Below are 24,195 nucleotides of genomic sequence, written 5' to 3' on the forward strand. Positions count from 1 at the left end.
CGGGGTCCGGGGCAGCGCCCCGGCCTTGCCTACAACCCCGCCAGCCAGGGCGGCTCTCCGGCGAAGGCGGCGGCGACATGGTCGATGAAGGCGCGGGTCTTGCGCGGCATCGGCCGGACCGGCGGCCAGACCAGGCTGACGGGCAACGGGTCCTGCGGCAGGTCGGGCAGCAGCCGCACCAGACGCCCGTCGCGCAGCGCGTCATGGACGATGAACATCGGCAACAACGCCAGCCCCAGCCCGCCGATGGCCATGTCGCGCATCGCCTCTCCGTTGTTAGCGGTGATGCGGCCCAGGGGCGGCTGCGCCACGCCCGCAAAGGGCCAGAGATCGCCCAACCGCGCGTTCAGATAGCCGATGGCGCTGTAGCGCGACAGGTCGGCCGGGCCGTCTATGTCACCATGCACCGCCAGATAGTCGGGGCTTGCCACAAGGGCGCGCGGATCGGCGCAAACCCGGCGGGCCATCAGGCTGCTGTCGCGCATCTGCCCGATCCGCAACCCCACGTCGAAGCCCGCCCGGCCCAGGTCGGTCAACTGGTCGTCGTAATCCAGCACCACCTCCAGCCCCGGATGGGCGCGGGCGAAGCCCGCGATCACCGGGCCAAGGTGACGGATGCCAAAGCTCATCGGGGCCGCGATGGCCAGCCGCCCGCGCAGATCGGCCTGCCCGCCCAGGCTTTCGGTCGCAGCGACCAGTTCGGCTAGGGCGGGCCGCACGCGATCGGCCAGGGCCAGGGCGTTGTCGGTGGGGGCGATGCGACCCGCATGGCGCGTGAACAGGGCCACGCCCAGGGCCGCCTCGAAGTCGCTGATCCGCTTGCTGACCACGGATTTCGACAGATCGGCCCGCGCGGCGGCGGCGGATATGCTGCCCGCGTCCAGGACCGCCAGAAAGGTCCGAATGTCGCTGATCGACCAGTCCATCCGGGCAGCATAGCGCGCCGCCCCCCGTTCGCAAGAACCGAACACCGCATTCCCTGCAAGACGGCTGCCACGAACGCCCCTGCTGCGCCATATTGGCATCAAGCAAAGACAGGAAACCGCATCATGCAACTGACCGGCATCCACCACCTGACCGCCATCACCGCCGACGCGGCGGGTAACAACCGTTTCTATACCGACACCCTGGGCCTGCGCCGGGTGAAGAAAACGGTGAACCAGGACGACACCTCGGCCTATCACCTGTTCTTCGCCGATGGCGCGGGCACGCCGGGCACGGACATCACCTTCTTCGACTGGCCCGCCCCACGCGAAAGGCGCGGCACCCATTCGATCAGCCGCACCGGGCTGCGGGTCGCGGAAGACAGCCTGGACTGGTGGGCCGCGCGCCTGTCGGACAAGGGCGTGACCACCGGCAAGGTCACAATGCTGGACGGCCGCGCCAGCCTGGATGTCGAAGATCCCGAAGGCCAGCGGCTGCGCCTTGTGGCCGCCCCCGAACCCGCAGGCCAGCCCTGGGACCAAAGCCCCGTCCCGGCTTCGCACCAGATCCAGGGCTTGGGTCCGATCACCATATCCGTCCCTGACCTGGGCCCGACCCAGGCGGTGCTGACCCAGGTGATGAACATGACGCTTGTGCGCGACTATCCCAGCCCTGACGGGCAGGGACAGGTCCATGTCTTCCAGATGGGCGATGGCGGGGCGGCGGCTGAACTGCATGTCGCGGTCCAGCCGGGCCTGCCCATCGCAAGCCAGGGCGCGGGCGGCGTCCACCATGTCGCCTTCCGGGTTCCGGACACGGACGCGCTGACCGCATGGGCCGACCGGGTCCGGGGCTTCCGCGTGCCGAATTCCGGCGAGGTGGAACGGTATTACTTCCGTTCGCTTTATTTCCGCGAACCGGGCGGAAACCTGTTCGAACTGGCGACCGACGGCCCCGGCTTCGACGTGGACGAACCGCGCGAGACGATGGGCCAGGGCCTGTCCCTGCCGCCCTTCCTGGAAGGCAGGCGCGCCGCCATCGAGGCCGGGCTGAAGCCGCTGGACTGACCGCATGAAAGGACGACGCGCATGACCACCATCCTTGGCCTGTCGGGCAGCCTGCGCCGCGCCTCGCTGAACAGCGGCTTGCTGCGGGCGGCCCGCGACGTGGCGCCCGAGGGGACGCGGATCGTGATCGGCGACATCTCGGGCGTGCCGCTTTATGATGGCGACGACGAGGCCGCGAACGGCACGCCCCCTGCCGTCGCCGCGCTGAACAGCCAGCTTGCGCAGGCCGACGGGTTGCTGCTGGTGACACCGGAATACAACAACGGCATTCCCGGCGTCTTCAAGAACGCCATCGACTGGATGTCGCGGGGCGAAGGCTTGCGGCTTTTTGCGGGCAAGCCGGTCGCGGTCATGGGCGCGTCCCCCGGCGGCTTCGGGACCACGCAGGCACAGACCCATTGGTGGCCTGTGCTGCGGACGCTGAAGACCCGGCCCTGGTGGGACGGGCGGCTGATGGTGTCGCGCGCGGGCGGGCTGTTCGACGCCCAGGGCAACCTGACCGACGACAAGACCCGCCAGCAGCTTGCCGAATTCATCGCAGGCTTCGTGGGCAGCCTGACACCGGAAAGGACCGCATCATGACACCTGACATCGACCATGTCGCGCTGACGGTGCGCGACCTGCCCGGCATGACGGCATTCTACCGCGACGCCCTTGGCCTGGCCCAGTTGGGCGGCGACGGCGAGACCGCGCGGCTTGGCGCCGGGGATAGCACCCTGCTGGAACTGCGCCGCGACGGCGCCGCACGCCCGCGCGACCCGCGCGAGGCGGGGCTGTTCCACACCGCCTTCCTGTTGCCCGACCGCGCCTATCTGGCCCGCTGGCTGCGCCATGCCGCCGAAAACGGCACGCGCCTGTCGGGAGCCAGCGACCACGGCGTAAGCGAAGCGCTGTATCTGGACGACCCCGAGGGCAACGGCATCGAAATCTATTGGGACCGTTCGCCCGACCAGTGGCAGCGCAGCGGCGACCGGATCGAGATGTTCACCCACCGCCTGGACCTGAACGACCTGCTGGCCCTGGCCGACACCCCGTGGCAGGGCGCGCCCCAAGGCAGCAGCGTGGGCCATGTGCATCTGCAGGTGGGCGACCTGGACCAGGCCGATGCCTTCCTGGCGGGCGACCTGGGCCTGACGCGGACCTTCGACGCCCCCGGCGGGGCCTGGTATGGCTGGAACGGCTATCACCACCACCTTGCCGGGAACACCTGGAACAGCCGCGGGGCAGGGATGCGCGACAAAGGAATGACGGGCCTGGCCGAGGTCGTGATCCGGGACCTTGGCCGGGCAAGCCAGACCATCACCGACCCGTGGGGAACGCCGTTCCGGTTCCTGTAGGGTGCGTGCCTGCACGCACCAAGCCGCCTACCAAGGTGCGTGCAAGCACGCACCCTACGGGCGTTCGACCGCGAAGGCGTCCGCCCAATCGGGGTTCTTCGCCAGCCGGTCCGCGACATAGGAACAGGCCGGGATGATGCGGAATCCTTCCTTGCGCGCATCCGCCACCATGGCCTCCACCAGGGCCGCGGCTGCGCCAGTGCCGCGCAGGGCCTCGGGGGCGCCGGTATGGTCGGCGCTGACCTGGCCCTTGCCGCGCCGGGTGAAGGTCAGTTCGGCCTCGGCCTCGATGCCCGCGATCCGGGCGACATAGCGGCCGTGGCGGGCATCGGTATCCTCGCGGGTGATGGTCAGGTCAGGCATCGGTTTCCCCTTTCATCCAGTCGGTCGCGGCCGCCAGGTCGTCGGCCACGACATCATGGCCCGCCTGCACGACGCGGGCGTCCAGCGTCGCGCCCCGGGCCGCCAGCCAGTCGTTCAGGCGCGGCGCATGAACACCGTAAGGATCGCGCGCCCCGGTCAGCGTCAGCACCGAAAGGCCGGTCAGCTCCACCTGGGGCAGGTCGTCCAGCACGGCCATCGGACGCATCAGGATCGCGCGGCGGATCAGGCCGGGATGCAGGCCCATCACCGCAGCCGCGAAATTCGCGCCGTTGCTGTATCCCATCACCGTGATTCGCGCCGGATCCAGGCCGTAGGCCGCCAGGGCGCCGGTCCAGAAGGCCGCGAAGGCCTCGGCCTCGGCCCGGATGTCGTCCTGGTCGAAGCTGGTCATCGCGGTGCGGCGGAAATACCGTGCCACGCCTTCCTCGGTCGAGCGGCCCCGCACGCCCAGCAGCGTGGCATGGGGCGCAATGCGATGGGCCAGCGGCATCAGGTCGGTCTCGGACCCGCCGGTGCCGTGCAGCAGCAGCATGGCCGATCCGTCGGCCTGGTCGGGCTGGCGCAGGCGGTGAACGAAGGGAAGCTCTCTCATCACGGTCCTTTCCTCGCCCGGACGGGCGAATTGCGGCAGGCGCAGGCGCAGGTCGTCAATGTTTCCGGCATGGGGCGGAAACATCAAGACCCGGCCCAAGGCATCGGCGGCTTCGTCCACCGCCATGCCCGGCCCGTCGGTCGCCAGTTCGATCAGCGTATCGCCCGGTTCGCGGACGTAAAGCGAGGTGAAATAAAGGCGGTCGTGGACCGTCACACCGCTGGCATTGCGGGCCTTCAAGGCATCGTGATGGCCCTGCAATGCCGCCAGATCGGGCACCCGCAGCGCCACATGGTCGATGACGCCGGTGCCCGGAATGCCCGGAACGAAGCCCGAGGCGTCACGGATGCCGATGGCATCGGTTTCGGACACCAGCCGCGTCAGCCCGCCCTCGGCCCCGTGCTGGCGATAGCCGAATGGACCAAGAAAGGCGGCCGTCTGTTCGGGCAGGGCCGACCAGATCGTCACCGCGCGGATCCGGGCGGGGGCGGCGGGCCAGTCCGCGTCGGGCGCCTCGGTGCCCACCAGCTTGACGATGATGCCGTCGGGATCCCTCAGCCGCAGAACGGGTTCGCCCCATTCGCGCACCGGCCCCTCGACCCGCAATCCGCGCTGCATGGCCCGGGTCAGCCAGTCGCCGATCCGCGCGCGCGGAATGGCCAGGGCGATTTCCGCCACGCGGCCATGGCCCACCCGTCCCGGCGCGCCGTCCTGCCAGACCAGGAAGCTGACAAGGCTGCCGGGCCTGCCCTGCGGGTCACCATAGAACAGGTGCAACTGCTCGGCATCCTCGAAGCCTGCCGTCTGCTTGACCAGCGAAAGGCCCAGAAAGCCCATCCAGAAATCGACATTCGCCTGAACGTCGCGGGTGATCGCCGTCACATGATGGATACCGCTGGTCATCGCGCACCTTTGCCGCAAGAAACATTCGCGCCGAAGATGCGGTTCCGGCAGGGCCCGCGCCAGTCGGGGCGGGGCCAATCCGGTGTTCGCGTCCGGCGAACGGCTTTCCGCTTCCCGTTCTGCCGCAGCGCACCTATCCTGATGCCTGACACAGGAGGAACCGACATGAGCTGGAATCCCGCCCTGACCCCCGGCTGCCCCGACGAGATCGGACCGGACGCCATCGAGACGCTGATCATCCCCCGCGCCCGCGACCTGGGCGGGTTCGAGGTGCGCCGCGCCCTGCCCGCGCCCAAGCGCCAGATGGTCGGGCCGTTCATCTTCTTCGACCAGATGGGACCTGCCGAGTTCCTGACGAACCAGGGCATCGACGTGCGCCCCCATCCCCATATCGGGCTGGGCACCGTCACCTATCTCTATCGCGGCAGCTTCCAGCATCGCGACAGCACCGGGGCCGACCAGATCATCACACCCGGCGCGCTGAACTGGATGATCGCGGGGCGCGGCGTGACCCATTCCGAACGCAGCCCCGAGGCCGCGCGCCAGGGGCCAAGCAGCCTTCTGGGCATCCAGACCTGGATCGCCCTGCCCGACAGCCACGAGGACATGGCCCCGGCCTTCGAACATCACGGCAAGGATGCGCTGCCCGTGATCCGCGACGCGGGAATAACGGCGCGGCTGATCCTGGGCCGCGCCTATGGCGAAACCGCGCCCGCGACGATGTATTCGGACACCTTCTACCTGGACGTGACGCTGGACCCCCGCGCCCGCTTTCCCCTGCCCGCCGATCACGAGGATCGCGGCATCTATGTCACCGAAGGCTCCATCCGCATCGCCGGCCAGGACTTCGAGGCCGGGCAGATGATGGTCTTCCGCCCCGGCGACGCGATCACCGTGCAGGCGGGCGACCGGGGCGCGCGGCTGATGGCCCTGGGGGGCGAGACGCTGAACGGGTCGCGCCATATCTGGTGGAACTTCGTGGCCTCCTCGCGAGAGCGCATCGAGGAGGCGAAACGCCAATGGCGGGCGGAACGTTGGGGCGCGGGCCTCTTTGACCTGCCGCCCACGGACCGCGCCGAACACATCCCCCTGCCCGAAAGGACCTGAACCATGACGATCAAGACCGCCCAGGACGTGCTGGACTTCTGGTTCTCGCCGCAGATGGAACCGATGTGGTTCGCCAAGTCCGACGATGTGGATGCCCGCATCCGCGACGACTTCGCCGCCACCTACGAGGCCGCGCACCGGCGCGAGCTGGACGACTGGGCCGCCACGGCCGAAGGCGCGCTTGCCCTGGTGATCGTGCTGGACCAGTTCCCGCGCAACATCTTCCGGGGCAGCGGCCGGGCCTTCGAATCGAACGACATCGCCCTGGAACATGCCCGCGCCTCGGTTGACGCGGGCCATGACCGGCAGGTCGATCCCAAGCGGCGGCAGTTCTTCTATCTGCCCTTCATGCACAGCGAGGATCTGCCCGACCAGACCCGCTCGGTCGAGCTTTACGAGGCCCTGGGCGACGACAACAGCCTGCGCTTCGCGATCGCGCATCGCGACATCGTCCAGCAGTTCGGCCGCTTTCCGCATCGCAACGCGGCTCTGGACCGGCCCAATACCCCGGACGAGGAGGAGTTCCTGAAAACCCACGGCGGCTTCTGATCGCGGCGGCTGGACGGTGCCGGGCGACTGGATTATCTACAATCCATGCCGAACGAACCCCTTGCCCATCGCATCAGCCGCGAACTTGCCGCGCGCATCGTTTCCGGCCGGATCGCCCCCGGCGAACGGCTGCGACAGGACCACATCGCCGCCGAATTCGGCGCCAGCCATGTCCCCGTGCGCGAGGCGTTTCGCCACCTGGAAAGCCGCGGCCTTGCCGTCAGCGAACCCCGCCGCGGCTTTCGCGTTGCGGGCTTTTCCCTGGCCGAGGTGCGCGAGGTGGCCGAGATGCGCGCCGCGCTGGAGGTGCTGGCCCTGCGCCATGCCGCGCCCCACCTGACCCCCGCGATCCTGGACCGGGCCGAGGAAGCGACGCGGGCGGGCGACCGTGCGGCCGATGTGGAAACCTGGGAGGAGGCAAACCGCCAGTTCCACCGCCTGATCCTGGACCCCTGCGGGATGCCGCGCCTGCTGAAATCCATCGCCGATCTGCACACCGCAAGCGCCCGCTTCCTGTTTTCCGGCTGGCGCGCGGAATGGGAGGCGCCGACCGACCGTGACCACCGCGCGATCCTGCACGCGCTGCGGTCGGGCGATCTGGACCGCGCCTGCGCCGTGCTGGCGCGGCATGTCCAGTTCAGCGGCCAACGGCCCCGGACGCGGCGCTGAACGATCCCTCTTGATCCGATAGATAATCCGTGGACTATCCTCGCACGACGAATCCATAATTATCTATAATTCAGGATAGGGACGATCAATGACGCCAATTCCAGCCTTCAGCCCCGTGAACCCGCACAGCCTGTCCCTGCCCCTCCGCCTGCTGGCGGTCGCCTTCGGCACGGTCCTGCTGGCTGTCTCCTCGCGGATCGAGGTGCCGATGGTGCCGGTGCCGGTGACCATGCAGACCTTCACCGTGGCGATGATCGGCGCGCTTTACGGCTGGCGGCTGGGAACGCTGACGGTGCTGGCCTGGCTGGGACAGGCGGCTTTGGGTCTGCCGGTGCTGGCGGGCGGCGCAGGGGGCCTTGCGCATTTCGCGGGACCGACCGGCGGCTATCTGGCGGCCTTCGCAGTGATGGCCGCGCAGATCGGCTGGCTGGCGGAACGCGGCTGGAACGGCGACCGGGCGGGCCTGGCCTTCCTGTCGATGCTGGTGGGCAACCTGATCTGCCTGGCCATGGGCGCGGCCTGGCTGTCGCGCGGCATCGGCTGGGACGCGGCGATCACCCATGGCGTGCTGCCATTCCTGGTCGGCGCGGTGCTGAAATCCGCCGTGGGCGCGCTGGCGCTGCGCCAGTTGGGCCGCCCGCGCCGCGCATGACGATCCGCCTTCGCGCGCATCACCTGCTTTGCCTGCTGACTTGGGCGGGCAAGGGCTACAGCCCCGCCTTCACGGCGGGGTTCACCGTTATCGCCACCCGCATCGCGGCGGGCGAGGCGGTGGCGATGGTCGAAGGCCCCGACGATGTCTGCGCGCCGATGCTGGACGATCCCGCCTGCCATTGCCGGGGCGGCAGCGTGGCGCGCCGCGACGCGCGGGCTGCCCGCGATCTGGCCGCGCTTCTGGGTCGTCCACTGGCGGCGGGGCAGCGGCTGGTGCTGGACCCCGCGACCCTGGCCCGGATGCGCCGCGCCTTCGCGGGCGGGGCGATCCGGGGTGCCTGCGCGGGCTGCGAATGGTCCGGCCTGTGCCGCGACATCGCCGATGACGGCTTTGCCGGGACGGTGCTGCCCGTTTCTCAGCCCGACAGGCTGCGGGCCTGATCGCGCAGCACGAATTTCTGGATCTTCCCGGTCGAGGTCTTGGGCAGCGGTCCGAACACCACGGTCTTCGGCGCCTTGTAATGGGCCATGTGGTCGCGGCAGAAGGCGATGATATCGGCCTCGGACGCGTCCTTGCCCGGCCGCAGGTCCACGAAGGCGCAGGGGGTTTCGCCCCATTTCGCATCGGGGCGGGCAACCACCGCGGCCTCGTTCACCGCCGGGTGGCGATACAGCACGTCCTCGATCTCCACCGACGAGATGTTTTCGCCGCCCGAGATGATGATGTCCTTGCTGCGGTCCTTGATCTCGACATAGCCGTCGGGATGCATCACGCCCAGGTCGCCCGTGGCAAACCAGCCGCCGCGAAAGGCCTTGGCGGTGGCCTCGGGGTTCTTGAGGTATCCGCGCATCACGTTGTTGCCGCGCATGAAGATCTCGCCCAGCGTCTGCCCGTCATGGGGGACGGGGGCCAGCGTCTGGGGATCGGCCACCATCAGCCCGCCAAGCGCCGCGTTGCGCACCCCCTGCCGCGCCTTCAGCCGCGCCCTTCGATCCGGCGGCAGCTCGTTCCATTCCGGCTTCCAGACGCAGACGACCGAGGGGCCATAGACCTCGGTCAGGCCATAGACATGGGTGACCTCGACGCCCATGTCTTCCATCGCCTGGATCACGGCGGCAGGGGGCGAGGCGCCGGCGGTCATCACCTTCACCGGGTGGTCGAAGCGTTTCAGATGCGCGTTCTGGGCCAGCATGTTCAGCACGATGGGCGCGCCGCAGAAATGCGTGACGCCTTCGCCCGCGATCAGGTCGAAGATCGGCTCGGCCCGCACCGCGCGCAGGCAGACCGAGGTTCCCGCGTTAGCGGCCATCGCCCAGGGAAAGCACCAGCCGTTGCAGTGAAACATCGGCAGCGTCCACAGATAGACCGAATGCGCGGGCATCCCCCAGTCCTGCAGTTGCGAGATCGCGTTCAGCGCCGCCCCCCGGTGGTGATAGACCACGCCCTTGGGATTGCCGGTCGTCCCCGAGGTATAGTTCAGCGCGATCGCGTCCCATTCGTCGGCGGGCGGCTGCCAATCGAATGCGGGATCGCCTTCGTCCAGCAGGGCCTCGTAATCCAGGTGGCCTATGGGATCGCCATGGGTGATCGTGGGGTCCAGGATGTCCACGACCAATCCCATGTCGCATCCCTTCAGCGCCTCTCGCGCAAGGGGCGCGAATTCGCTGTCCACCAGCAGGGCCTTGGCCTCTCCATGCTGCAGGATGAAGCGCACGGTGTCCGCGTCCAACCGGGTGTTGATCGCGTTCAGCACCGCGCCCAGCATGGGAATGCCGAAATGGGCCTCGTAAAGCTCGGGGATGTTGGGGGCGATCACCGCCACCGTGTCGCCCCGCCCGATCCCGCGCGCCGACAGCGCGCTTGCCAGGCGGCGGCACCGGTCCTGGGTCTGGACCCAGGTCCGGCGGACCGGGCCGTGGACCAGGGCAAGCCGGTCGGGATGGATCGCCGCCGTGCGGGCCAGGAAATCCAAGGGCGTCAATTGCGCGAAGTTGGCCGCGCAGGCGTCAAGGCCCTGGTCGTAGATGGTGTTGGTCATGTCCCCCTCCCCTTTTTTGCGATCAGCCGGCCCGGCCGATATGCTGGATCGCGGTGAAGCCTTCGAAGCGGGGACCGCCTTCGTAAAGCTTCTTCGTCTCGCCCGCCCGCGCATGGGCATCGCGGAACTGCTGGCTGCGGGTCCAGCCGATGAAATGATCCTCGGACTCCCAGACCGTGTGCGAGGCATAAAGCCGCCGCCCATTCTCCTCGGGGCCCTTCAGCATGTGGAATTCGACAAAGCCCGGCAGGCTGTCCAGCTTGCTGTCGCGGGACAGCCACAGGGCCTCGAACTCGGCGGCGTTCTCGACGGGGACGGTGAAACGGTTCATGGCGATGAACATGGCGAAACTCCTCTTTGCCGGCGATCCTGCCGATCCTGCCGCCATGGATAAGCCCCGGCCCGCCCCCTGTCACGCGCTTGTGACGGGGGTTCGAGGCGTTCCGGGTTACGCTTCCCGCGATCTTTCCGGGGGACGACCATGCGCCTTGCCCTTGCCGCCGCCGTGATCGCCGTTCTGCCGCTGGCCGCGCAGGGACAGGAACGCAGGCCCAGCCATTGCATCGCCATCGCCGGCGGACCCGAACGCATCCAGCAGGCCGCCTGGTCCGACCCGGTGCCGGAACGGTCGGTCAGGCTGTCCTTCCTGGGCCATGCGATGTTCCTGATCCAGACGCCGGGGGGCCTGGATATCGTGACCGACTTCAACGGCAACCTGCATCCCGACGCGCCGGTCCCGGACGTGGTGACGATGAACCGCGCCCATTCCAGCCATTGGACCGACCAGGTGGACGGGATCCCCCATGTGCTGCGCGGTTGGTCGGACCAGTTCGGCGTGGCGGCCGATCATTACCTGACGCTGGACGACGCGCTGATCCGCAACGTCCCGACCGATATCCGGTCCTTTGGCACGGTCGAGGAAAGCGGCAATTCCATCTTTGTCTTCGAGGCGGGCGGCCTCTGCATCGCGCATCTGGGCCACCTGCATCACGAACCCACAGATGAGGATTACGCCCGCCTGGGCCGGGTGGACGTGCTGCTGGTCCCCGTGGACGGCAGCTATACGATGGAACAGGCGGCGATGATGCGGGTGGTCAGCCGGCTGAACAGTTCGGTGGTGATCCCGATGCACTGGTTCGGCCCCGCCCGGCTGGAAACCTTCCTGACCGGCATGTCGGGCCAGTTCGACATCCAGCGGCCGGGGGGCAGCGAATACCTGGCGTCCTTGCGCGGGCTGCCGGACCGGCCGACGGTGGTGGTGCTGGAACCGGCATCCTCGGGGCGAAGCTGGCCTTGACGGGGACGGGGCGGCGCAACACTCTGCCCCCCGAACCAGCGAAGGCCCTGTCCTCCATGTCCGATTTCGTCATCCCGCCCGCCGCCATCCCGTCCCTGCCCCTGGCAGGGGACAGCCGCCGCTTTGCCGTCCGCCGCATCTATTGCGTGGCGCGCAACTATGCCGACCACGCGCGAGAGATGGGGCACGACCCGGACCGCGAACCGCCTTTCTTCTTTTCCAAGCCCGCCGACACGCTGCTGGCGGGGGATGCCGACCTGCCCTACCCGCCGCAGACCGGGGATCTGCATTTCGAGGCCGAACTGGTCGTGGCCCTTGGCGCGGGCGGCACGGACATCGCGCCCGCCGACGCGCAGGGGCTGATCTGGGGCTATGCCACCGGCAACGACTTCACCCGGCGCGATTTGCAGGCGGCGGCGAAGAAGGCGGGGCGGCCCTGGGATCTGGCCAAGGGCTTCGATCTGTCGGCAGCCTGCGGGCTGCTGCATCCGGTCGGCCAGACCGGCCCGCTGAACGACGGACGGATCGCGCTGTCGGTCGATGGCGTAATTCGGCAGGAATCGGATCTGTCGCAGATGATCTGGCCGGTGGCCGATGTCATCGCCCATCTGTCGCAATCGGTGCGGCTGGAACCAGGCGACCTGATCTTCACGGGAACCCCAGCAGGGGTTGGCGCGGTCACACGCGGGCAGGTCGCGACGGTCGAGATCGAGGGGCTGACGCCGCTGGTCACGCGGATCGTCTGATGGGGCGCAAGGTGCGTGCAAGCACGCACCTTGCGGATATGCGTGGCGTAGGGTGCGTGTTCACACGCACCATGCCTTACCGCGATCCTGCCCCCGTGGCGATCTGCAAGGTCGCCCATTCCTTTGCCGCGGCATTGCGGGCCTGTGCGGCAGCCAAGCGGGCGCCTGCGCGGGACCGGTCAGCCTCCAGCAGATCGACCAGTGCCAGGGCGCCTTCCTCGAAATTCTGGCGGGCCAGCGCATAGGCGCGGTCGTATGACGCCGCAGCCCCTTCCAGGGTCGCGGCCCGCTGGCGGAAGCGGCGCAGGTTCGACTGGGCGGTCTGCACATCCTCGACCGCCGCGGCGATGGCGGATTTCCAGGCGATCTCGGCTTGGCGGGCTTCGGACAGGCGGCGGGACCGGGTGGCCTGCAACGCGCCCTGGTTCAGGACCGGCAGCGACAGGCCCGGCCCAAAGCCCCAGGCATTCGCCCCGCCTCGGTCCGTGACCGTGCCCGTCAGTGAAATCGCGGGCAGCAGGTCGGCCGTGGCCACCCCCACCGCGGCAAGCGCGGCCGCGTAATCGGCCTGGGCCACGCGGATGTCGGGGCGCGAGCGCAGCAGGTCGGCGGGAACCCCGGTGCCCGGCCCCGGCGGCGTGCGCAACTGGGCCGATCCGCCGCGCATCTGTCCCATCAGCGGCGCGGCCTGCAGGTTCAGCAGCGTGGACAGGCGATAAACCTGGGCGTTGAACTGCGCCTCGTAATTCGGCAGATCGGCGCGGGCCGTTTGCAGCAGCGCCTCGGTCTGAGCCACGTCATATTCGGTGGCGATGCCCACCGACTGGCTGTTGCGCGTTACATCCAGCGTGCCTTCGCGCGTGCGGATCGTCTCGCGGGTCAGGGCCAGGGCCTGCTGGAAGAAACGCGCGTCGGCATAGGCCGCGATCACCTCGGCCAGCCAGGCCAGGCGGACGGTCTGCGCCTGGGCCTGGGCCGATTGCAGGCCCGCCGCCGCGCCTTCGCGGGCGCGGCGGGCGCCGCCGAACAGGTCGAAGACGAAGCTGGCCGACAGGGCGGCGGTGTTGGCGGTGCCGGCGGCGATGCCGTCGCCGCCCGTGCGTTCCCGCCCGGCCGTGGTCGTGCCGCCGATCTGGGACGCCCAGGGCTGGGCCGCCTGCACATCGGCCTGGGCCGCGCGGATGCGTTCGTTGGCTGCCATGATGTCGAAGCTTTGGCCCATGCCCTGCCCGATCAGGCGGTTCAGGGTGGCGTCGTTGTAGCCCGACCAGAAGGCCGCCTGCGGGGGCGTGGCCGCCCCCTCGCCCTCGTCGAAACCGGCGGGGACGGCGGGGGTGGGCAGGGCGTTCGGATCCGGGCCGACCGCCGCGCAGGCGCCCAGCGCCAGAACGGACCCAAGCATCGCGCGGCGGTGCATTCCAATCGTCATGCGAGTTTTCTCTTTCTTCTTGTCACAAGCTCGACCGCCTTCAGCACGGCCACATAGAAGACCGGCACCAGGAAGATCCCGATCACGGCAGACGACGCCATGCCGCCCAGAACCCCGATCCCGATCGAGTTCTGCGCCCCCGCCCCCGCGCCGCTGGCAATCGCCAGGGGCAGCACGCCCAGCATGAAGGCAAAGGTCGTCATCAGGATCGGGCGCAGGCGCATCTTGGATGCCTCGGTCGCGGCTTCCAGAAGCGGACGGCCCTGGGCCACCAGCGATTGCGCGAATTCCACGATCAGGATGGCGTTCCGGGCCGCCAGGCCGATGGTCGTCAGCAGGCCCACCTTGAAATAGACGTCGTTCGTCTGATCGAAGAACAGCGCGGCGGCCAGGGCACCCAGGATCCCCACCGGCACGGTCATCATCACCGCCAGCGGCACCGTCCAGCTTTCGTAAAGCGCGGCAAGGGCCAGGAACACGACCAGGGCCGACAGCGCGAACAGCAGGGGCGCCTGGTTGCCCGACAGCCGTTCCTGGTATGACAGGCCCGTCCAGGCCGTGCCGTATCCGCCGGGCATGTCGGCCACCATCTCCTCCATGGCGTCCATCGCCGCGCCGGACGACAGGCCCTGGGCCGCGGCACCAGACAGTTCCAGCGCGCGGGTGCCGCCGTAGCGGGCAAGGGCCTGCGGTTCCTGGTCCCAGACGCGGGTGGTGAAGGCGCCAAAGCTGACCATGTCGCCGTCGCGGTTGCGCGCGAACCAGCGGTCGATGTCTTCCGGCTGGGACCGGGCCTCGGCCTCGCCCTGGACGACCACGGGGCGCAGTTCGGTGCCAAGGGCGAAGTCGTTCACGTCGCGCCCCGAGAAGATCACTGACAGCATCGCGTTCACCTCGGATATCGACAGCCCGAAGGCCGCGGCCTTCTGCTGGTCGATGTCCAGGCGCAGGGACGTCTCGAACGGCGCGTCGTTGCCGCGCAGGTTGGTGACGCGGCCATCTTCCTGGGCCGTCGCGACAAGCTGGTCGGCAGCGGCCGTCAGCGCCTCTTGTCCCCGGCCCGACTGGTCCACGAGATACATCGAGAAGCCCGAGGACGCGCCCATGCCGGGAATGGCCGGCGGCTGCAGGAAATAGGCCTGGCCCGCGCGGTTGTTCATGAAGAAATAGCCATTGGCGCGCGTGACCAGGGACGCCACGTCAAGGCCGGGCCGTTCCTCGTAGTCGCGCAGCTTGGCGAACAGCAGGGCCTGGTTCTGGCCCGCCCCCCCGAAGCTGAAGCCCAGGACCGAGAAGGTCGATTCCACCGTCTCGGCTTCCTGCACGCTCAGGTATTCCTCGACCCGTTCGACAAGCGCCTGGGTCTGGGCGGTGGTGGAACCCTCGGGCGTCTCGATCATCACCATCATAACGCCCTGATCCTCGTCCGGCAGGAAGGATCCGGGCAGCTTGCCGTAAAGCGCGGCGGCGCCGAAGCCGATCGCCACCAGCACGATCAGCATGCGGAACGGACGGCGCACCAGCCGGGCCACGGCATTGCCATAGCCGTTGGTGGCGCGGTCCAGGTTGCGGTTGAACCAGCGTGCGGGCGCGATCCCGTCGCCATGCTTGCGGGGCTTCAGAAGGCTTGCGCACATGGCGGGCGTCAGGATCACGGCCACGCCCAGGGACAGCACCATGGCCGTGATGATCGTCAGCGAGAACTGGCGATAGATCACCCCCGTGGCGCCGCCCATGAAGGCCATGGGCAGGAACACCGCCGACAGCACCATGACGATGCCGACCAGGGCCGAGGTGATTTCCCCCATGCTCTTCTCGGTCGCCTCGACGGGGCCGAGGCCCTCCTCCTCCATCACGCGCTCGACGTTTTCGACGACGACGATGGCGTCATCGACCAGTAGGCCGATGGCCAGGACCAGGGCGAACATGGTCAGGGTGTTGATGGAAAAGCCCGCGGCCGCCAGCACCCCGAAGGTGCCCAGCAGCACGACCGGGATGGCGATCACCGGGATGATGGTCGCCCGCCAGCTTTGCAGGAAGGCCAGGATCACAAGGAAGACCAGCACCACGGCCTCGGCCAGGGTCTTGTAGACCTGGTGGATGGATTTTTCGACAAAGGGCGCGGTGTCATAGGGAAAGACCACCTCGACCCCTTGGGGCAGGGATGGCGCGATGCCGGCGATGACCTCGCGCACGGCATGGGCGGTTTCCACGGCATTGGCACCGGTCGCCAGGTTCACGCCGAAGCCCGCCGCCGGGTTGCCGTTATAGCGGGCCGATGCGCCATAGCTTTCCTGGCCGATCTCGATCCGGGCCACGTCGCCCAGAAAGACCGTCGATCCGTCCGGGTCCACGCGCAGCAGGATCCGCTCGAATTCCTCGACGGATGAGAACTGAGACTGGGCTGACAGGGTCAGGGTCAGGCGCTGGCCCTCGGCACTGGGTTCGGCGCCCAGGTCGCCCACGGTGACGTTGGTGTTCTGTTCGGACACGGCGGCGGTCACGTCGGCGGGCGTGACCTGGTATTGCGCCATCTTCATCGGATCCAGCCAGACGCGCATTGCATAGCCCGACCCGAAAGTGTCGATGGACCCCACGCCCGGCGTCCGCTTGACCGGATCCTCGATCATCTGGGACACCAGATCGCCCAGTTCCACGGTGGAATGGCTGCCATCCGTGCTGGTCAGCGCGCCCACCAGCAGGATCGACGAGGTCGAGCGCGACACGTTCACGCCCTGCTGCTGAACGATGTTGGGAAGCTGGCTGGTGACAAGCTGCAGCTTGTTCTGCACCTGGACCTGCGCGATGTCGGCATCGACCGTATCGTCGAAGGTGAGCGAGATCGACGCCGACCCCGGCGTCGAGTTCGAGGTCATGTAGATCAGCCCGTCGATCCCGGTCATCGCGTCCTCGATCACGGTGGTGACCGAGTTTTCGACGATCTCGGCGGATGCGCCGGTATAGGTCGCGCTGATGCGGACGGTGGTGGGGGCGATCTGGGGATATTGCTCGATCGCAAGGGTTTGCAGGCCAAGGCCGCCGACCAGCATGGTCACGAAGGCCAGGACCCAGGCGAAGACGGGGCGGTGGATGAAGAAACGGGCCATGCGCGGTTACTCGGCAGCGGGGGCGGTTTCAGCCGCAGCCTCGGGGGCAGGCTGTTCGCGCACCACGCCGTTTTCGTCCAGCGTGACGGGAACGGTCGTCACGGTTGCGCCTTCGGAAAGCGCCGCGAAATTGTCCACGATCAGCGTATCGCCGGGTTCAAGACCGTCCGTCACGATCCAGTGGTTCTGCCAGGTGCCGTCGTCGGTCAAATCCACCTGCGTGGCCTTGCCGTCGCGCACGACCCATGCCGTCAGTTGGCCGATCTTGCTGCGGGTGGCGGCATTCTGGGTGACCAGGAAGGCCTCGGTCGTGCCCAGGTCGATCTGGCCGCGCAGGAACATGCCGGGCAGGATCAGCCGGCGCGGGTTGTCGAAGCGAAAGCGCGTGTCTACCGCCCCGGTCGAGGTCGAGACGGTGAAGCCCGGCGCGACCAGTTCGCCCGTCGCGGCATAGGTTTCGCCGGTTTCCAGCGTCAGCGTGGCCTGCAGCGTCTCGTTCAGTTGCAACCGCCCGTCGCCGATATCGTCGCGCAGGGCCAGCATCCGGGCCGAGGGTTCGTACATGTCCACGTCGATGGGATCCAGTTGCGTGACCGTCGCCAGCGGATCGGCCTGCCCCGCCGTCACCAGATCGCCCACCGACACCGCCGCGACGCTGGCCATGCCCGCGATCGGGCTGGTCACGGTGGTCCAGTCCAGTTCGGATTGCGCCAGGGTCAGCGCGGCCTCGGCCGATTGCAGCGCGGCCTCGGCCTGTTCCAGGGCCGCGCGGGATTCGTCCACCTGGGCTTGGGTCGTGCCCGAACCCAGCAGCCGTTCCGTCCGGCTGAACGAGGTGCGCGCCTGCGTCAGCGCCGCCTGGGCCGAGGTCACCTGCGCCTGGGCGCTTTTCAGGTTTGCCTCGTAGGTGGTGGGGTCGATGCGGAACATCGGCGCGCCGATTTCGAGCGCGGTGCCGGGTTCGTAAAGGATTTCCGTCACCAGGCCGGTGACGCGGGGGCGGATCGCGGCCTCGGATTCCGCCACGGCCCGGCCCGGCAGGGTCAGGATGCGCGGAACCGATTGGGGCTGCAGCGTGACCACGCCCACCGTCGGCGGGGGCATCTGTTCCTGCTGCGCCAGGACGGGCAGGGACAAGAACCAGAGACCAAGAAATGCGGCGGCAACCACCGGGCGAAGACGAGACATCGGATGATTCCTATTGAGATGGCCGGCAGAACGGCGATGCTTGAGGGGGCTTGTTGCACAATAATGCATACTGTGCAATATTTGCCTGAACTGAATTCCGAGGGTGCGTCATGACGCCAAGATCAACGCTGCGTGACCGCAGGCGGCTCCAGACATCGCGCGACATTCAGCGCGTCGCGCTGACGCTGGCGCTGCGGCTGGGATATGATTCGGTGACGACAGAGCAGATCGCGGCCGAGGCGGGGATCAGCCCGCGGACCTTCTTCAACTATTACCTGAACAAGGACGCGGCGATCATCGGCACGGCGCCCAGCTTCGACGACGACACCGTGGCCTGGTTCCGGGCATCCTCGGGCCCGCTGCTGGGCGATCTGCTGAAGGCGCTGCGGCATCTGTTGTGCCATGCCGACCTGGACCGGGGCATGTCGCAGCTGATCAACCGGCTTCTGGACCAGTCGCCGGAACTGCTGCCGATCTTCTATGGGTCGCTGAAGCGGCTGGGCGACCAGATCGCCGACCTGGCCGTCACCCGCCTGGGAGAGGACGCGCGCCCGGACGCCGAATTGCTGGCGCAGGCGATCTCTCATGCGCTGGCGGACACGTTCCGCATCTGGGCCAATGACGACGCGATGTCCGAAAGCAGCATCGTCGATGTCATCGCGGCCAAGCTGAAGACCCTGCGCGGCTTTCTGGAACAGGCCTAGGGCACCGGCTGCGCGACCATCCGGCGGGCCAGGTCCGCGGCCTGGTTGCGGATGTCGGGGATCGCGGTGATTTCCCAGAAGGCGGCGCGCGATACTGGTCCGATGGCGAAGATCCGGTCCGACGGCCTGCCCTGGGCGTCGATGACCGCCGCATCGGGGCCGATGTCCAGGCCCAGCCGCAACGGGTCGATGCGCGCCTTGCCGGCGCCCAGAAGGCTGGCCACGACCGGCTTGGCATTCTGTTCCGGATCGCGCCGGATGCCCCGGCAGTCGATGACATGGGCGCATTTGACGCGCTGCTGCGTCCGTCCGCCCCGGCAGCGGATGACCGCCCGCAAGGCCCCGTCGCCGTCCCGTTCCACCCCCAGGAAGCTGGCCGCCAGCAACCGCATCCGCCCGGTCCTGATGGCGGCCCGGATCGGGGCGGCGCTTTCGGGCGGCAGGCGATGGCGATGGATTTCCCACCAGGACGCGGCATGGCGCAGGAAGCGGGCGCGTTCGGCTTGGGGCAAGGCCTGCCAGATCGGGGTGATATGCGGACGCAGCCCGTCCAGGGCATCGCGCCAGGTGCCGCCCCCGGCCTCGGCCTGCCGGACAAGGCCGCGCAGCCAGGCCATCAGCCGGCTGACCGGCGCGCCCAGCGGCACATCGCCGATGCCGATGGACAGGGGCCGGGTCGCGGCATGGACGCGCGGCAACTGGGCGCGGCGCGACACCACCAGGATCTCGCCCCGATGGCCGCAGCGCAGAAGGCTGAGAACCTGGTCCACCATGGACAGCCCCGAGCCCACGATCACCACCCGGTCGTCGCGGTCGGGCATCGGCCCCTGTTCCCAGGATCCCTGCATCAGCCCGTCGGGATCGGGTTCGGGCAGCGCATGGCCGGTGGCAAGGACCGCCCGATCGGCCCGCACCGCCCGCCCGTCGGCCAGATGCGCGACGACGCCGCAGCCGTCCTCGGCCAGGGCCACGCAGACCGCCCGCAGGCAGCGCAGCCGGCGCGGGCCGTCGCCGTGGGACCAGGGCAGGGTCAGGCTGGCCATATAGGCGCCATAGGTGGAGCGGCTGACGAAGCCGTCGCCTTGGTCCGGCCCCGCGGCGATCCCCTGGGTGGCCAGCCAGTCGCGGAAATGGTCCGGCTGGTCGGGAAAGGCGCTCATGCTGCTGGCGCGGGTGTTCAGCAGATGGTCGGGATCGCTGGTGGAATAGGCGACCCCGCAGCCCAGCATGTTCCGGCCCTCGATGATCGTGACACGGGCCTGGCCCTGCGGGTCGCGCAGCAGATGGGCCGCCATCAGGACGCCGCTGGCGCCGCCGCCGATGATGACGACATGGGGACCGGCGCCATCCGCCATCGGTGCCAGGGGGGCAGTCGGAATGGGATCCAGGATCATCGCGGCACCCTTCGGGTCAGATCAGCACGGCGGCCAGCAGCGCCAGGGCCGCCAGGTTCGCCACGATCAGGATGGCCCGGATGGTGCCGCTGTCGTCACCCTGTGGAGGGCGCCCCGTGCGGCGCAGATGCAGTTCGGTCTGGATGTCGAACATCGCGGGAACTCCGAAATCGACGATGGGGACAGGCTGGGCAGGCAGGGGTTCGGCGGGAACAGGTCCGACACCGCGATGAAAGCTGCGGCCGGGCATCGTCACGCCCCCGTCAGACGCGGCCTGACAGCGGCTGCCTGACCAAGCCACCGGCGCAGGACCGAAGGGCGTTCGGTCTGGTCCAGCAGGCGGTCGCGGATCACCTTTCCGCCGGGCCAGGGACCGAAACCGGAGGCCACGTTGACATGGCCCGCATGGCCCAGGTCGATCAGGTCGGCGCCAAGGGCATCGGCCAGGTCGCGGCTGCGGTCGAAGGCCATCCAGGGGTCGTTGCGGCTGGCCACCAGCACCGTCGGCACGTCCAGGGCCATGTCGGGCAAGGGGCCGAAACGACGGATGCGCCGGCAGCCGTCGGTCCCTGCCAGCGGGTCGGCGGGGGCGACCAGCATGGCGCCGCGCACCCGCAGCCCCGACCAGCGGGCCAGCATCTGCGCGATCAGCACCGAACCCAGCGAATGCCCGACCAGGATGCTGTTGGGATGGCGCAGGATCATCACCGCCAGGGCAGCCTCCCAGGCCTCGCGCACGGGGCGGCGGGGGTCGGGCAGATCGACGATCATCGCATTGGGATCGGTGCGCGCCCACCAGTCCTGCCAGTGTGGATTGGGCGATCCGTCAAGGCCGGGAACGATCAGGGTCTTGGACATGGTGCGATTCCTTCCGTCTATCCACAATAACCCTACATAGTTTGTCGTGATTTAGTTCCCAAAGATCGCCCGCCAAAGAGAACAAGGATCTAGCGGTCGCGGGTGTTGACGGGATAGGCGGTGGTATGGCGCAATCGCTCCATCGCGAAATGCGAGGTCAGGTTCTTGATCGGCACGGCATCGGTCAGGCGACGATAGAAATCGTCATAGGCCGCCATGTCGGACACTGCGACCTGCAGCAGGTAATCCATCTCTCCGGCCATGCGATAGGCTTCCATGACCTCGGGGAACTTCTCGACCACGGCCAGAAAGGCATCGCGCCAGGCGGCACCGTGGTCGGCGGCCTCGATCCCCACGAAGACCGTCAGGCCGAAGCCCAGCTTGGCCGGATCCGCCAAGGCCACGCGCCGGGTCAGAACGCCCGTCGATTCCAGCTTCTGGATCCGCTTCCAGCAGGGAGTCTGGGACAGTCCCACACGGTCTGCGATCTGGGCGATGGGTTGCGTCGCGTCTTGCATCAGGGCGGCGACGATCTTGCGGTCGATCAGGTCCAGGCTGGTCATACGGGCCTCGGGGAAGCGGTTTTGCCGCCAGAGTGCCACAAAAACAGCAAATGTCTAGCGTCTTAATCGTATATTATGGAGGGATCGTCTCGTCTGCAAATCTCGACCTTGATACGGGTATTTCTTCGCCCTAGTGTGGGCCATGATCACGCAGAAGATGAAATATGCCTTGAAGGCGATGCTGGTTCTGGGGGACGAGGCCGCCCAGCCTGCGCCCGAGGCCTTGACCATCGAAAAGATCGCCCGCAGGTCCGACACGCCCAAGCGGTTCCTGGAACAGATCCTGCTGGAACTGCGCAATGCGGGCATGGTCAGTTCCATCCGCGGGCGGTCGGGCGGCTATCTTCTGATCAAGCGGCCCAGCGACATTTCCATATCGGAACTGCTGCGGCTGATCGACGGGCCGATCGCCCCCCTGCCCTGCCTGTCGCGCCGCGCCTATCAGCGCTGCGAGGATTGCCGGGACGAGGCGTCCTGCCGCATCCGCAAGGTCTTTGCCGAGATCTTCTGGTCCTATCTGATCCTGATCGAATCGCTGACGCTGGAAGACATGCTGCGGTCCGAACAGGTGGCCGAACAGGTGATCGGGGCCTAGAACGGCGCGGGCTGGCTGAAGCTGACCTGCACGCCGCTGTCGGGATGGCGCAGGCGCAGGCTTTCGGCGTGCAGCATCAGGCGTGGATGATCGGCCGCCGCACCTGTCGCGTAAAGCGGATCGCCCAGGATCGGATGGCCGGTTTCGGCCATGTGGACGCGCAACTGGTGGCTGCGCCCGGTCAGCGGGAACAGTCGGACGCGGGTTTCGGCATCGCTCGCACGGATCACCCGCCATTCGGTCAGCGCGGGCCGTCCCTGGTCGTGATCGACCTTCTGGCGCGGCCGGTTCGGCCAGTCCACGATCAGCGGCAGATCGACGGTGCCGGTCTTCGGCTCCAGCCGCCCGGACAGGCGCGCGACATAGGTTTTCTTGACCTTCCGGTCCTCGAACTGCTTGGCCAGGGTGCGCTGCGCATGGGGCGTCAGGCCGAAGACCATCACGCCCGAGGTGTCCTGGTCCAGCCGATGCACCAGCAGCACGGTCGGGAACGCCCCGCGCAGCCGGTTGATCAGGCAATCGTCCTTGCCCTCGCCCCGGCCCGGGACGGACAGAAGGCCCGCAGGCTTGCCCACCACCAGGATCTCGTGATCGGCATGGATCACCTGGGGCGCATCGGGCGGCGGGGCATAGGTGAAGGCGGTCACTTCGTGACCAGCCGGATGGCCAGGCCCGCGAACATCACGGCGGCGATCTTGTTGATCAGGCCCAGGCGCCGCCCGATCGCATGGCCCGCATAGCCCGCGACGATGCCGTAGCCCATCGTGACCAGCGTGCCGGTAAAGGCGAAGATCAGCCCCAGGCCCAGGATCTGCTGCCAGATCGGACCCCAGGCGGGATTGGTGAACTGCGGCAGGAAGGCCAGCAGGAACAGCACGGGCTTGGGGTTCAGGGCATTGGACAGGAAGCCGCGCCGGATGATGTTCCAGGGCCTGACGCTGCCGCGCGCCGATGAATCGGCGGGACCGGCCCGCCAGCTTTTCCAAGCCAGCCACAACAGATAGGCCGCGCCCGCGTATTTCACGGCCAGCAACGCGCCGGGATGGGCGGCGACGATGGCGCCCAGGCCCACGGTCGCCAGCGTCACATGCATCAGCACGCCCAAACCGACCCCGAAGCCCGCAAGCGCGCCCGCCCGCGGCCCGCCCTGGATGCCGCAGGCGCTGGCGAAGAACACGTCCTGGCCGGGCGCGACGTTCAGCATCAGCCCGCCCGCGACGAAGGCGGTCAGCTGCGCCAGGGGGATGGCGGCGACGGTGTCCCAGATCATCCCTGCTGTTCCTGCGGCAGGCCGTCCGTGATGTCATAGTAATCGCCCTTGTCGGCGACATAGATATGACCCTGCAACCGCTGCCCCGTCGGGTTGTCCACGGCGCCCGGCGCGACCTCGACCCCGCTGCCGTCCAGGCGGCGCCAGAACAGGCTGCTGCCGCATTCCGGGCAGAAGCCCCGCTCGGCCTGGTCCGAGGACTGGAACCATTTGACCGGCCCATCCAGCGTCAGGCCCTCGGTCCCGGCGGCGGCCCAGACATGGCCCGACCAGCGGCGGCACTGGCTGCAATGGCAGGCCCGCAGCGGATCGCCGCCCCAGGTGCCGCTGAAGGTGACGGCACCGCACAGGCAGCGCCCGGTGAAGTCAGACATGGCCGAAAACCTCCTCCAGAATGGCGGCCAGGCGGGTCGCGTCTTCGTCGGTGAAGGCGTCCGGCTGGTCGCTGTCGATGTCCAGAACGCCGATCAGGCGGCCGCCGTTGCCAAAAACCGGCAGGACGATTTCCGACCGGGTGGAACTGGCGCAGGCGATATGGCCGGGAAAGGCGTCCACGTCGGGGACAAGCTGGATCTGCCGCGTGCGCGCCGCAGCCCCGCAGACCCCGCGCGAGAACGGGATCACCAGGCAGCCGTGGCCGCCCTGATAGGGGCCGATCTTCAGCAATTCGGGCGCCACCACGCGGTAAAAGCCGGTCCAGTCGAAGCGGTCGTCCGAATGGTGGATTTCGCAGGCAAGCGTCGCCATCAATGCGACCTCGTCTGTCTCGCCATGAGCCAGGGCGCGGATGCGGGCGGAAAGGGCGTCATAATCTGTCAT

General features: G+C 68.3%; 28 protein-coding genes. 12 read left to right on the forward strand and 16 right to left on the reverse strand.

Annotated features, from left to right (window positions below; genetic code table 11):
• Positions 1–29 precede the first annotated feature (29 nt).
• Entirely contained in the window at positions 30–971 is a 942-nt protein-coding gene (locus tag CK944_RS07770) for a LysR family transcriptional regulator (RefSeq protein ID WP_239986001.1), read from the reverse strand.
• A gap of 78 nt (positions 972–1,049) precedes the next feature.
• Here CK944_RS07770 and CK944_RS07775 point away from each other — a divergent pair, with 78 nt between their 5' ends.
• The 3 genes from CK944_RS07775 to CK944_RS07785 are packed head-to-tail and all read left to right on the forward strand — an operon-like array spanning position 1,050 to position 3,328.
• The gene (locus CK944_RS07775; protein ID WP_103172496.1) at positions 1,050–1,991 is read left to right on the forward strand and encodes a ring-cleaving dioxygenase; all 942 of its coding nucleotides are present in this window, start codon (positions 1,050–1,052) and stop codon (positions 1,989–1,991) included.
• Between the two features lie 21 nt (positions 1,992–2,012).
• On the forward strand, positions 2,013–2,573 hold the full coding sequence (locus CK944_RS07780) for an NADPH-dependent FMN reductase (RefSeq protein ID WP_103172497.1): 561 nt from the start codon (positions 2,013–2,015) through the stop codon (positions 2,571–2,573).
• Positions 2,570–3,328 (forward strand): VOC family protein, encoded by a 759-nt coding sequence (locus CK944_RS07785; RefSeq protein ID WP_103172498.1) that lies wholly within the window; start codon positions 2,570–2,572, stop codon positions 3,326–3,328. The genes CK944_RS07780 and CK944_RS07785 overlap by 4 nt, the downstream gene beginning before the upstream one ends.
• Positions 3,329–3,382: 54 nt before the next feature.
• Here CK944_RS07785 and CK944_RS07790 read toward each other — a convergent pair whose 3' ends face one another.
• Both CK944_RS07790 and CK944_RS07795 read right to left on the reverse strand, forming a co-directional pair.
• Positions 3,383–3,691, reverse strand: coding sequence for a GNAT family N-acetyltransferase (locus tag CK944_RS07790; RefSeq protein WP_103172499.1), 309 nt, complete (start codon positions 3,689–3,691; stop codon positions 3,383–3,385).
• On the reverse strand, positions 3,684–5,207 hold the full coding sequence (locus tag CK944_RS07795) for a VOC family protein (protein WP_103172500.1): 1,524 nt from the start codon (positions 5,205–5,207) through the stop codon (positions 3,684–3,686). Before CK944_RS07795 ends, CK944_RS07790 begins: the two co-directional genes overlap by 8 nt.
• Before the next feature lie 165 nt (positions 5,208–5,372).
• On the opposite strand from CK944_RS07795, the gene CK944_RS07800 reads away from it, so the two are divergent.
• The 5 genes from CK944_RS07800 to CK944_RS07820 all read left to right on the forward strand — a co-directional run bounded on the left by CK944_RS07800 (position 5,373) and on the right by CK944_RS07820 (position 8,627).
• Positions 5,373–6,314, forward strand: a complete 942-nt coding sequence (locus tag CK944_RS07800) for a pirin family protein (protein WP_103172501.1) — start codon at positions 5,373–5,375, stop codon at positions 6,312–6,314.
• A 3-nt stretch (positions 6,315–6,317) separates the two neighbouring features.
• The gene (locus CK944_RS07805) at positions 6,318–6,863 is read left to right on the forward strand and encodes a DUF924 family protein (RefSeq protein ID WP_103172502.1); all 546 of its coding nucleotides are present in this window, start codon (positions 6,318–6,320) and stop codon (positions 6,861–6,863) included.
• 45 nt (positions 6,864–6,908) lie between these two features.
• A complete protein-coding gene (locus tag CK944_RS07810; protein WP_103172503.1) occupies positions 6,909–7,532 on the forward strand; it encodes a GntR family transcriptional regulator in 624 nt (207 codons plus the stop codon).
• Positions 7,533–7,620: 88 nt separating this feature from the next.
• On the forward strand, positions 7,621–8,184 hold the full coding sequence (locus CK944_RS07815) for a biotin transporter BioY (protein WP_103172504.1): 564 nt from the start codon (positions 7,621–7,623) through the stop codon (positions 8,182–8,184).
• A complete protein-coding gene (locus CK944_RS07820) occupies positions 8,181–8,627 on the forward strand; it encodes a DUF1284 domain-containing protein (RefSeq protein WP_103172505.1) in 447 nt (148 codons plus the stop codon). Before CK944_RS07815 ends, CK944_RS07820 begins: the two co-directional genes overlap by 4 nt.
• Here CK944_RS07820 and CK944_RS07825 read toward each other — a convergent pair.
• Positions 8,603–10,225 (reverse strand): acyl-CoA synthetase, encoded by a 1,623-nt coding sequence (locus CK944_RS07825; protein ID WP_103172506.1) that lies wholly within the window; start codon positions 10,223–10,225, stop codon positions 8,603–8,605. The two genes, CK944_RS07820 and CK944_RS07825, sit on opposite strands and share 25 nt — an antisense overlap.
• Before the next feature lie 22 nt (positions 10,226–10,247).
• A complete protein-coding gene (locus tag CK944_RS07830; protein WP_103172507.1) occupies positions 10,248–10,568 on the reverse strand; it encodes an antibiotic biosynthesis monooxygenase in 321 nt (106 codons plus the stop codon).
• A 138-nt stretch (positions 10,569–10,706) separates the two neighbouring features.
• On the opposite strand from CK944_RS07830, the gene CK944_RS07835 reads away from it, so the two are divergent.
• A complete protein-coding gene (locus CK944_RS07835; protein WP_103172508.1) occupies positions 10,707–11,522 on the forward strand; it encodes an MBL fold metallo-hydrolase in 816 nt (271 codons plus the stop codon).
• 56 nt (positions 11,523–11,578) lie between these two features.
• Positions 11,579–12,268, forward strand: a complete 690-nt coding sequence (locus tag CK944_RS07840; RefSeq protein ID WP_103172509.1) for a fumarylacetoacetate hydrolase family protein — start codon at positions 11,579–11,581, stop codon at positions 12,266–12,268.
• 76 nt (positions 12,269–12,344) lie between these two features.
• Here CK944_RS07840 and CK944_RS07845 read toward each other — a convergent pair whose 3' ends face one another.
• The 3 genes from CK944_RS07845 to CK944_RS07855 are packed head-to-tail and all read right to left on the reverse strand — an operon-like array spanning position 12,345 to position 17,992.
• Positions 12,345–13,697: an efflux transporter outer membrane subunit gene (locus tag CK944_RS07845; RefSeq protein ID WP_239986002.1), complete on the reverse strand. Its 1,353-nt coding sequence runs from the start codon at positions 13,695–13,697 to the stop codon at positions 12,345–12,347.
• Positions 13,694–16,804 carry an efflux RND transporter permease subunit gene (locus CK944_RS07850; RefSeq protein WP_103172510.1) on the reverse strand — a complete coding sequence of 1,037 codons (3,111 nt, stop codon included), beginning with the start codon at positions 16,802–16,804 and terminating at the stop codon, positions 13,694–13,696. Before CK944_RS07850 ends, CK944_RS07845 begins: the two co-directional genes overlap by 4 nt.
• Before the next feature lie 6 nt (positions 16,805–16,810).
• Positions 16,811–17,992, reverse strand: coding sequence for an efflux RND transporter periplasmic adaptor subunit (locus CK944_RS07855; protein WP_103172511.1), 1,182 nt, complete (start codon positions 17,990–17,992; stop codon positions 16,811–16,813).
• Positions 17,993–18,102: 110 nt separating this feature from the next.
• On the opposite strand from CK944_RS07855, the gene CK944_RS23610 reads away from it, so the two are divergent.
• On the forward strand, positions 18,103–18,696 hold the full coding sequence (locus CK944_RS23610) for a TetR/AcrR family transcriptional regulator (RefSeq protein WP_192877739.1): 594 nt from the start codon (positions 18,103–18,105) through the stop codon (positions 18,694–18,696).
• Here the strand turns inward: CK944_RS23610 and CK944_RS07865 are convergent.
• From CK944_RS07865 to CK944_RS07880, 4 genes are all read right to left on the reverse strand, one after another.
• The gene (locus CK944_RS07865; RefSeq protein ID WP_239986003.1) at positions 18,693–20,090 is read right to left on the reverse strand and encodes an FAD/NAD(P)-binding protein; all 1,398 of its coding nucleotides are present in this window, start codon (positions 20,088–20,090) and stop codon (positions 18,693–18,695) included. The two genes, CK944_RS23610 and CK944_RS07865, sit on opposite strands and share 4 nt — an antisense overlap.
• Before the next feature lie 16 nt (positions 20,091–20,106).
• Entirely contained in the window at positions 20,107–20,346 is a 240-nt protein-coding gene (locus tag CK944_RS07870; RefSeq protein WP_158247973.1) for a hypothetical protein, read from the reverse strand.
• Positions 20,343–20,948, reverse strand: a complete 606-nt coding sequence (locus CK944_RS07875; RefSeq protein WP_103172513.1) for an alpha/beta hydrolase — start codon at positions 20,946–20,948, stop codon at positions 20,343–20,345. The genes CK944_RS07870 and CK944_RS07875 overlap by 4 nt, the downstream gene beginning before the upstream one ends.
• An 89-nt stretch (positions 20,949–21,037) precedes the next feature.
• Positions 21,038–21,511: an Lrp/AsnC family transcriptional regulator gene (locus tag CK944_RS07880; protein ID WP_103172514.1), complete on the reverse strand. Its 474-nt coding sequence runs from the start codon at positions 21,509–21,511 to the stop codon at positions 21,038–21,040.
• A gap of 142 nt (positions 21,512–21,653) precedes the next feature.
• Here CK944_RS07880 and CK944_RS07885 point away from each other — a divergent pair, with 142 nt between their 5' ends.
• Positions 21,654–22,106, forward strand: a complete 453-nt coding sequence (locus CK944_RS07885; protein WP_103172515.1) for an Rrf2 family transcriptional regulator — start codon at positions 21,654–21,656, stop codon at positions 22,104–22,106.
• Here CK944_RS07885 and CK944_RS07890 read toward each other — a convergent pair.
• From CK944_RS07890 to CK944_RS07905, 4 genes are read right to left on the reverse strand one after another with little or no spacing between them, the layout of a single operon-like run.
• Positions 22,103–22,753, reverse strand: a complete 651-nt coding sequence (locus tag CK944_RS07890; RefSeq protein ID WP_103172516.1) for a pseudouridine synthase — start codon at positions 22,751–22,753, stop codon at positions 22,103–22,105. The two genes, CK944_RS07885 and CK944_RS07890, sit on opposite strands and share 4 nt — an antisense overlap.
• Entirely contained in the window at positions 22,750–23,376 is a 627-nt protein-coding gene (locus CK944_RS07895) for a LysE family translocator (RefSeq protein ID WP_103172517.1), read from the reverse strand. The genes CK944_RS07890 and CK944_RS07895 overlap by 4 nt, the downstream gene beginning before the upstream one ends.
• Positions 23,373–23,750, reverse strand: a complete 378-nt coding sequence (locus CK944_RS07900) for a GFA family protein (RefSeq protein WP_103172518.1) — start codon at positions 23,748–23,750, stop codon at positions 23,373–23,375. Before CK944_RS07900 ends, CK944_RS07895 begins: the two co-directional genes overlap by 4 nt.
• Positions 23,743–24,195 carry a GAF domain-containing protein gene (locus tag CK944_RS07905; RefSeq protein ID WP_103172519.1) on the reverse strand — a complete coding sequence of 151 codons (453 nt, stop codon included), beginning with the start codon at positions 24,193–24,195 and terminating at the stop codon, positions 23,743–23,745. The genes CK944_RS07900 and CK944_RS07905 overlap by 8 nt, the downstream gene beginning before the upstream one ends.

The organism is Paracoccus sp. SY, assembly GCF_002901215.1.
GTDB classification, from domain to species: domain Bacteria; phylum Pseudomonadota; class Alphaproteobacteria; order Rhodobacterales; family Rhodobacteraceae; genus Paracoccus; species Paracoccus acridae.

Excerpts from the sequence above, each read along its gene's own strand:
- CK944_RS07775 (WP_103172496.1), top strand. The coding sequence starts at position 1,050 with ATGCAACTGACCGGCATCCACCACCTGACCGCCATCACCGCCGACGCG.
- CK944_RS07780 (WP_103172497.1), top strand. The coding sequence starts at position 2,013 with ATGACCACCATCCTTGGCCTGTCGGGCAGCCTGCGCCGCGCCTCGCTG.
- CK944_RS07785 (WP_103172498.1), top strand. The coding sequence starts at position 2,570 with ATGACACCTGACATCGACCATGTCGCGCTGACGGTGCGCGACCTGCCC.
- CK944_RS07790 (WP_103172499.1), bottom strand. The coding sequence starts at position 3,691 with ATGCCTGACCTGACCATCACCCGCGAGGATACCGATGCCCGCCACGGC.
- CK944_RS07795 (WP_103172500.1), bottom strand. The coding sequence starts at position 5,207 with ATGACCAGCGGTATCCATCATGTGACGGCGATCACCCGCGACGTTCAG.
- CK944_RS07800 (WP_103172501.1), top strand. The coding sequence starts at position 5,373 with ATGAGCTGGAATCCCGCCCTGACCCCCGGCTGCCCCGACGAGATCGGA.
- CK944_RS07805 (WP_103172502.1), top strand. The coding sequence starts at position 6,318 with ATGACGATCAAGACCGCCCAGGACGTGCTGGACTTCTGGTTCTCGCCG.
- CK944_RS07810 (WP_103172503.1), top strand. The coding sequence starts at position 6,909 with ATGCCGAACGAACCCCTTGCCCATCGCATCAGCCGCGAACTTGCCGCG.
- CK944_RS07815 (WP_103172504.1), top strand. The coding sequence starts at position 7,621 with ATGACGCCAATTCCAGCCTTCAGCCCCGTGAACCCGCACAGCCTGTCC.
- CK944_RS07820 (WP_103172505.1), top strand. The coding sequence starts at position 8,181 with ATGACGATCCGCCTTCGCGCGCATCACCTGCTTTGCCTGCTGACTTGG.
- CK944_RS07825 (WP_103172506.1), bottom strand. The coding sequence starts at position 10,225 with ATGACCAACACCATCTACGACCAGGGCCTTGACGCCTGCGCGGCCAAC.
- CK944_RS07830 (WP_103172507.1), bottom strand. The coding sequence starts at position 10,568 with ATGTTCATCGCCATGAACCGTTTCACCGTCCCCGTCGAGAACGCCGCC.
- CK944_RS07835 (WP_103172508.1), top strand. The coding sequence starts at position 10,707 with ATGCGCCTTGCCCTTGCCGCCGCCGTGATCGCCGTTCTGCCGCTGGCC.
- CK944_RS07840 (WP_103172509.1), top strand. The coding sequence starts at position 11,579 with ATGTCCGATTTCGTCATCCCGCCCGCCGCCATCCCGTCCCTGCCCCTG.
- CK944_RS07845 (WP_239986002.1), bottom strand. The coding sequence starts at position 13,697 with ATGACGATTGGAATGCACCGCCGCGCGATGCTTGGGTCCGTTCTGGCG.
- CK944_RS07850 (WP_103172510.1), bottom strand. The coding sequence starts at position 16,804 with ATGGCCCGTTTCTTCATCCACCGCCCCGTCTTCGCCTGGGTCCTGGCC.
- CK944_RS07855 (WP_103172511.1), bottom strand. The coding sequence starts at position 17,992 with ATGTCTCGTCTTCGCCCGGTGGTTGCCGCCGCATTTCTTGGTCTCTGG.
- CK944_RS23610 (WP_192877739.1), top strand. The coding sequence starts at position 18,103 with ATGACGCCAAGATCAACGCTGCGTGACCGCAGGCGGCTCCAGACATCG.
- CK944_RS07865 (WP_239986003.1), bottom strand. The coding sequence starts at position 20,090 with ATGATCCTGGATCCCATTCCGACTGCCCCCCTGGCACCGATGGCGGAT.
- CK944_RS07875 (WP_103172513.1), bottom strand. The coding sequence starts at position 20,948 with ATGTCCAAGACCCTGATCGTTCCCGGCCTTGACGGATCGCCCAATCCA.
- CK944_RS07880 (WP_103172514.1), bottom strand. The coding sequence starts at position 21,511 with ATGACCAGCCTGGACCTGATCGACCGCAAGATCGTCGCCGCCCTGATG.
- CK944_RS07885 (WP_103172515.1), top strand. The coding sequence starts at position 21,654 with ATGATCACGCAGAAGATGAAATATGCCTTGAAGGCGATGCTGGTTCTG.
- CK944_RS07895 (WP_103172517.1), bottom strand. The coding sequence starts at position 23,376 with ATGATCTGGGACACCGTCGCCGCCATCCCCCTGGCGCAGCTGACCGCC.
- CK944_RS07900 (WP_103172518.1), bottom strand. The coding sequence starts at position 23,750 with ATGTCTGACTTCACCGGGCGCTGCCTGTGCGGTGCCGTCACCTTCAGC.
- CK944_RS07905 (WP_103172519.1), bottom strand. The coding sequence starts at position 24,195 with ATGACAGATTATGACGCCCTTTCCGCCCGCATCCGCGCCCTGGCTCAT.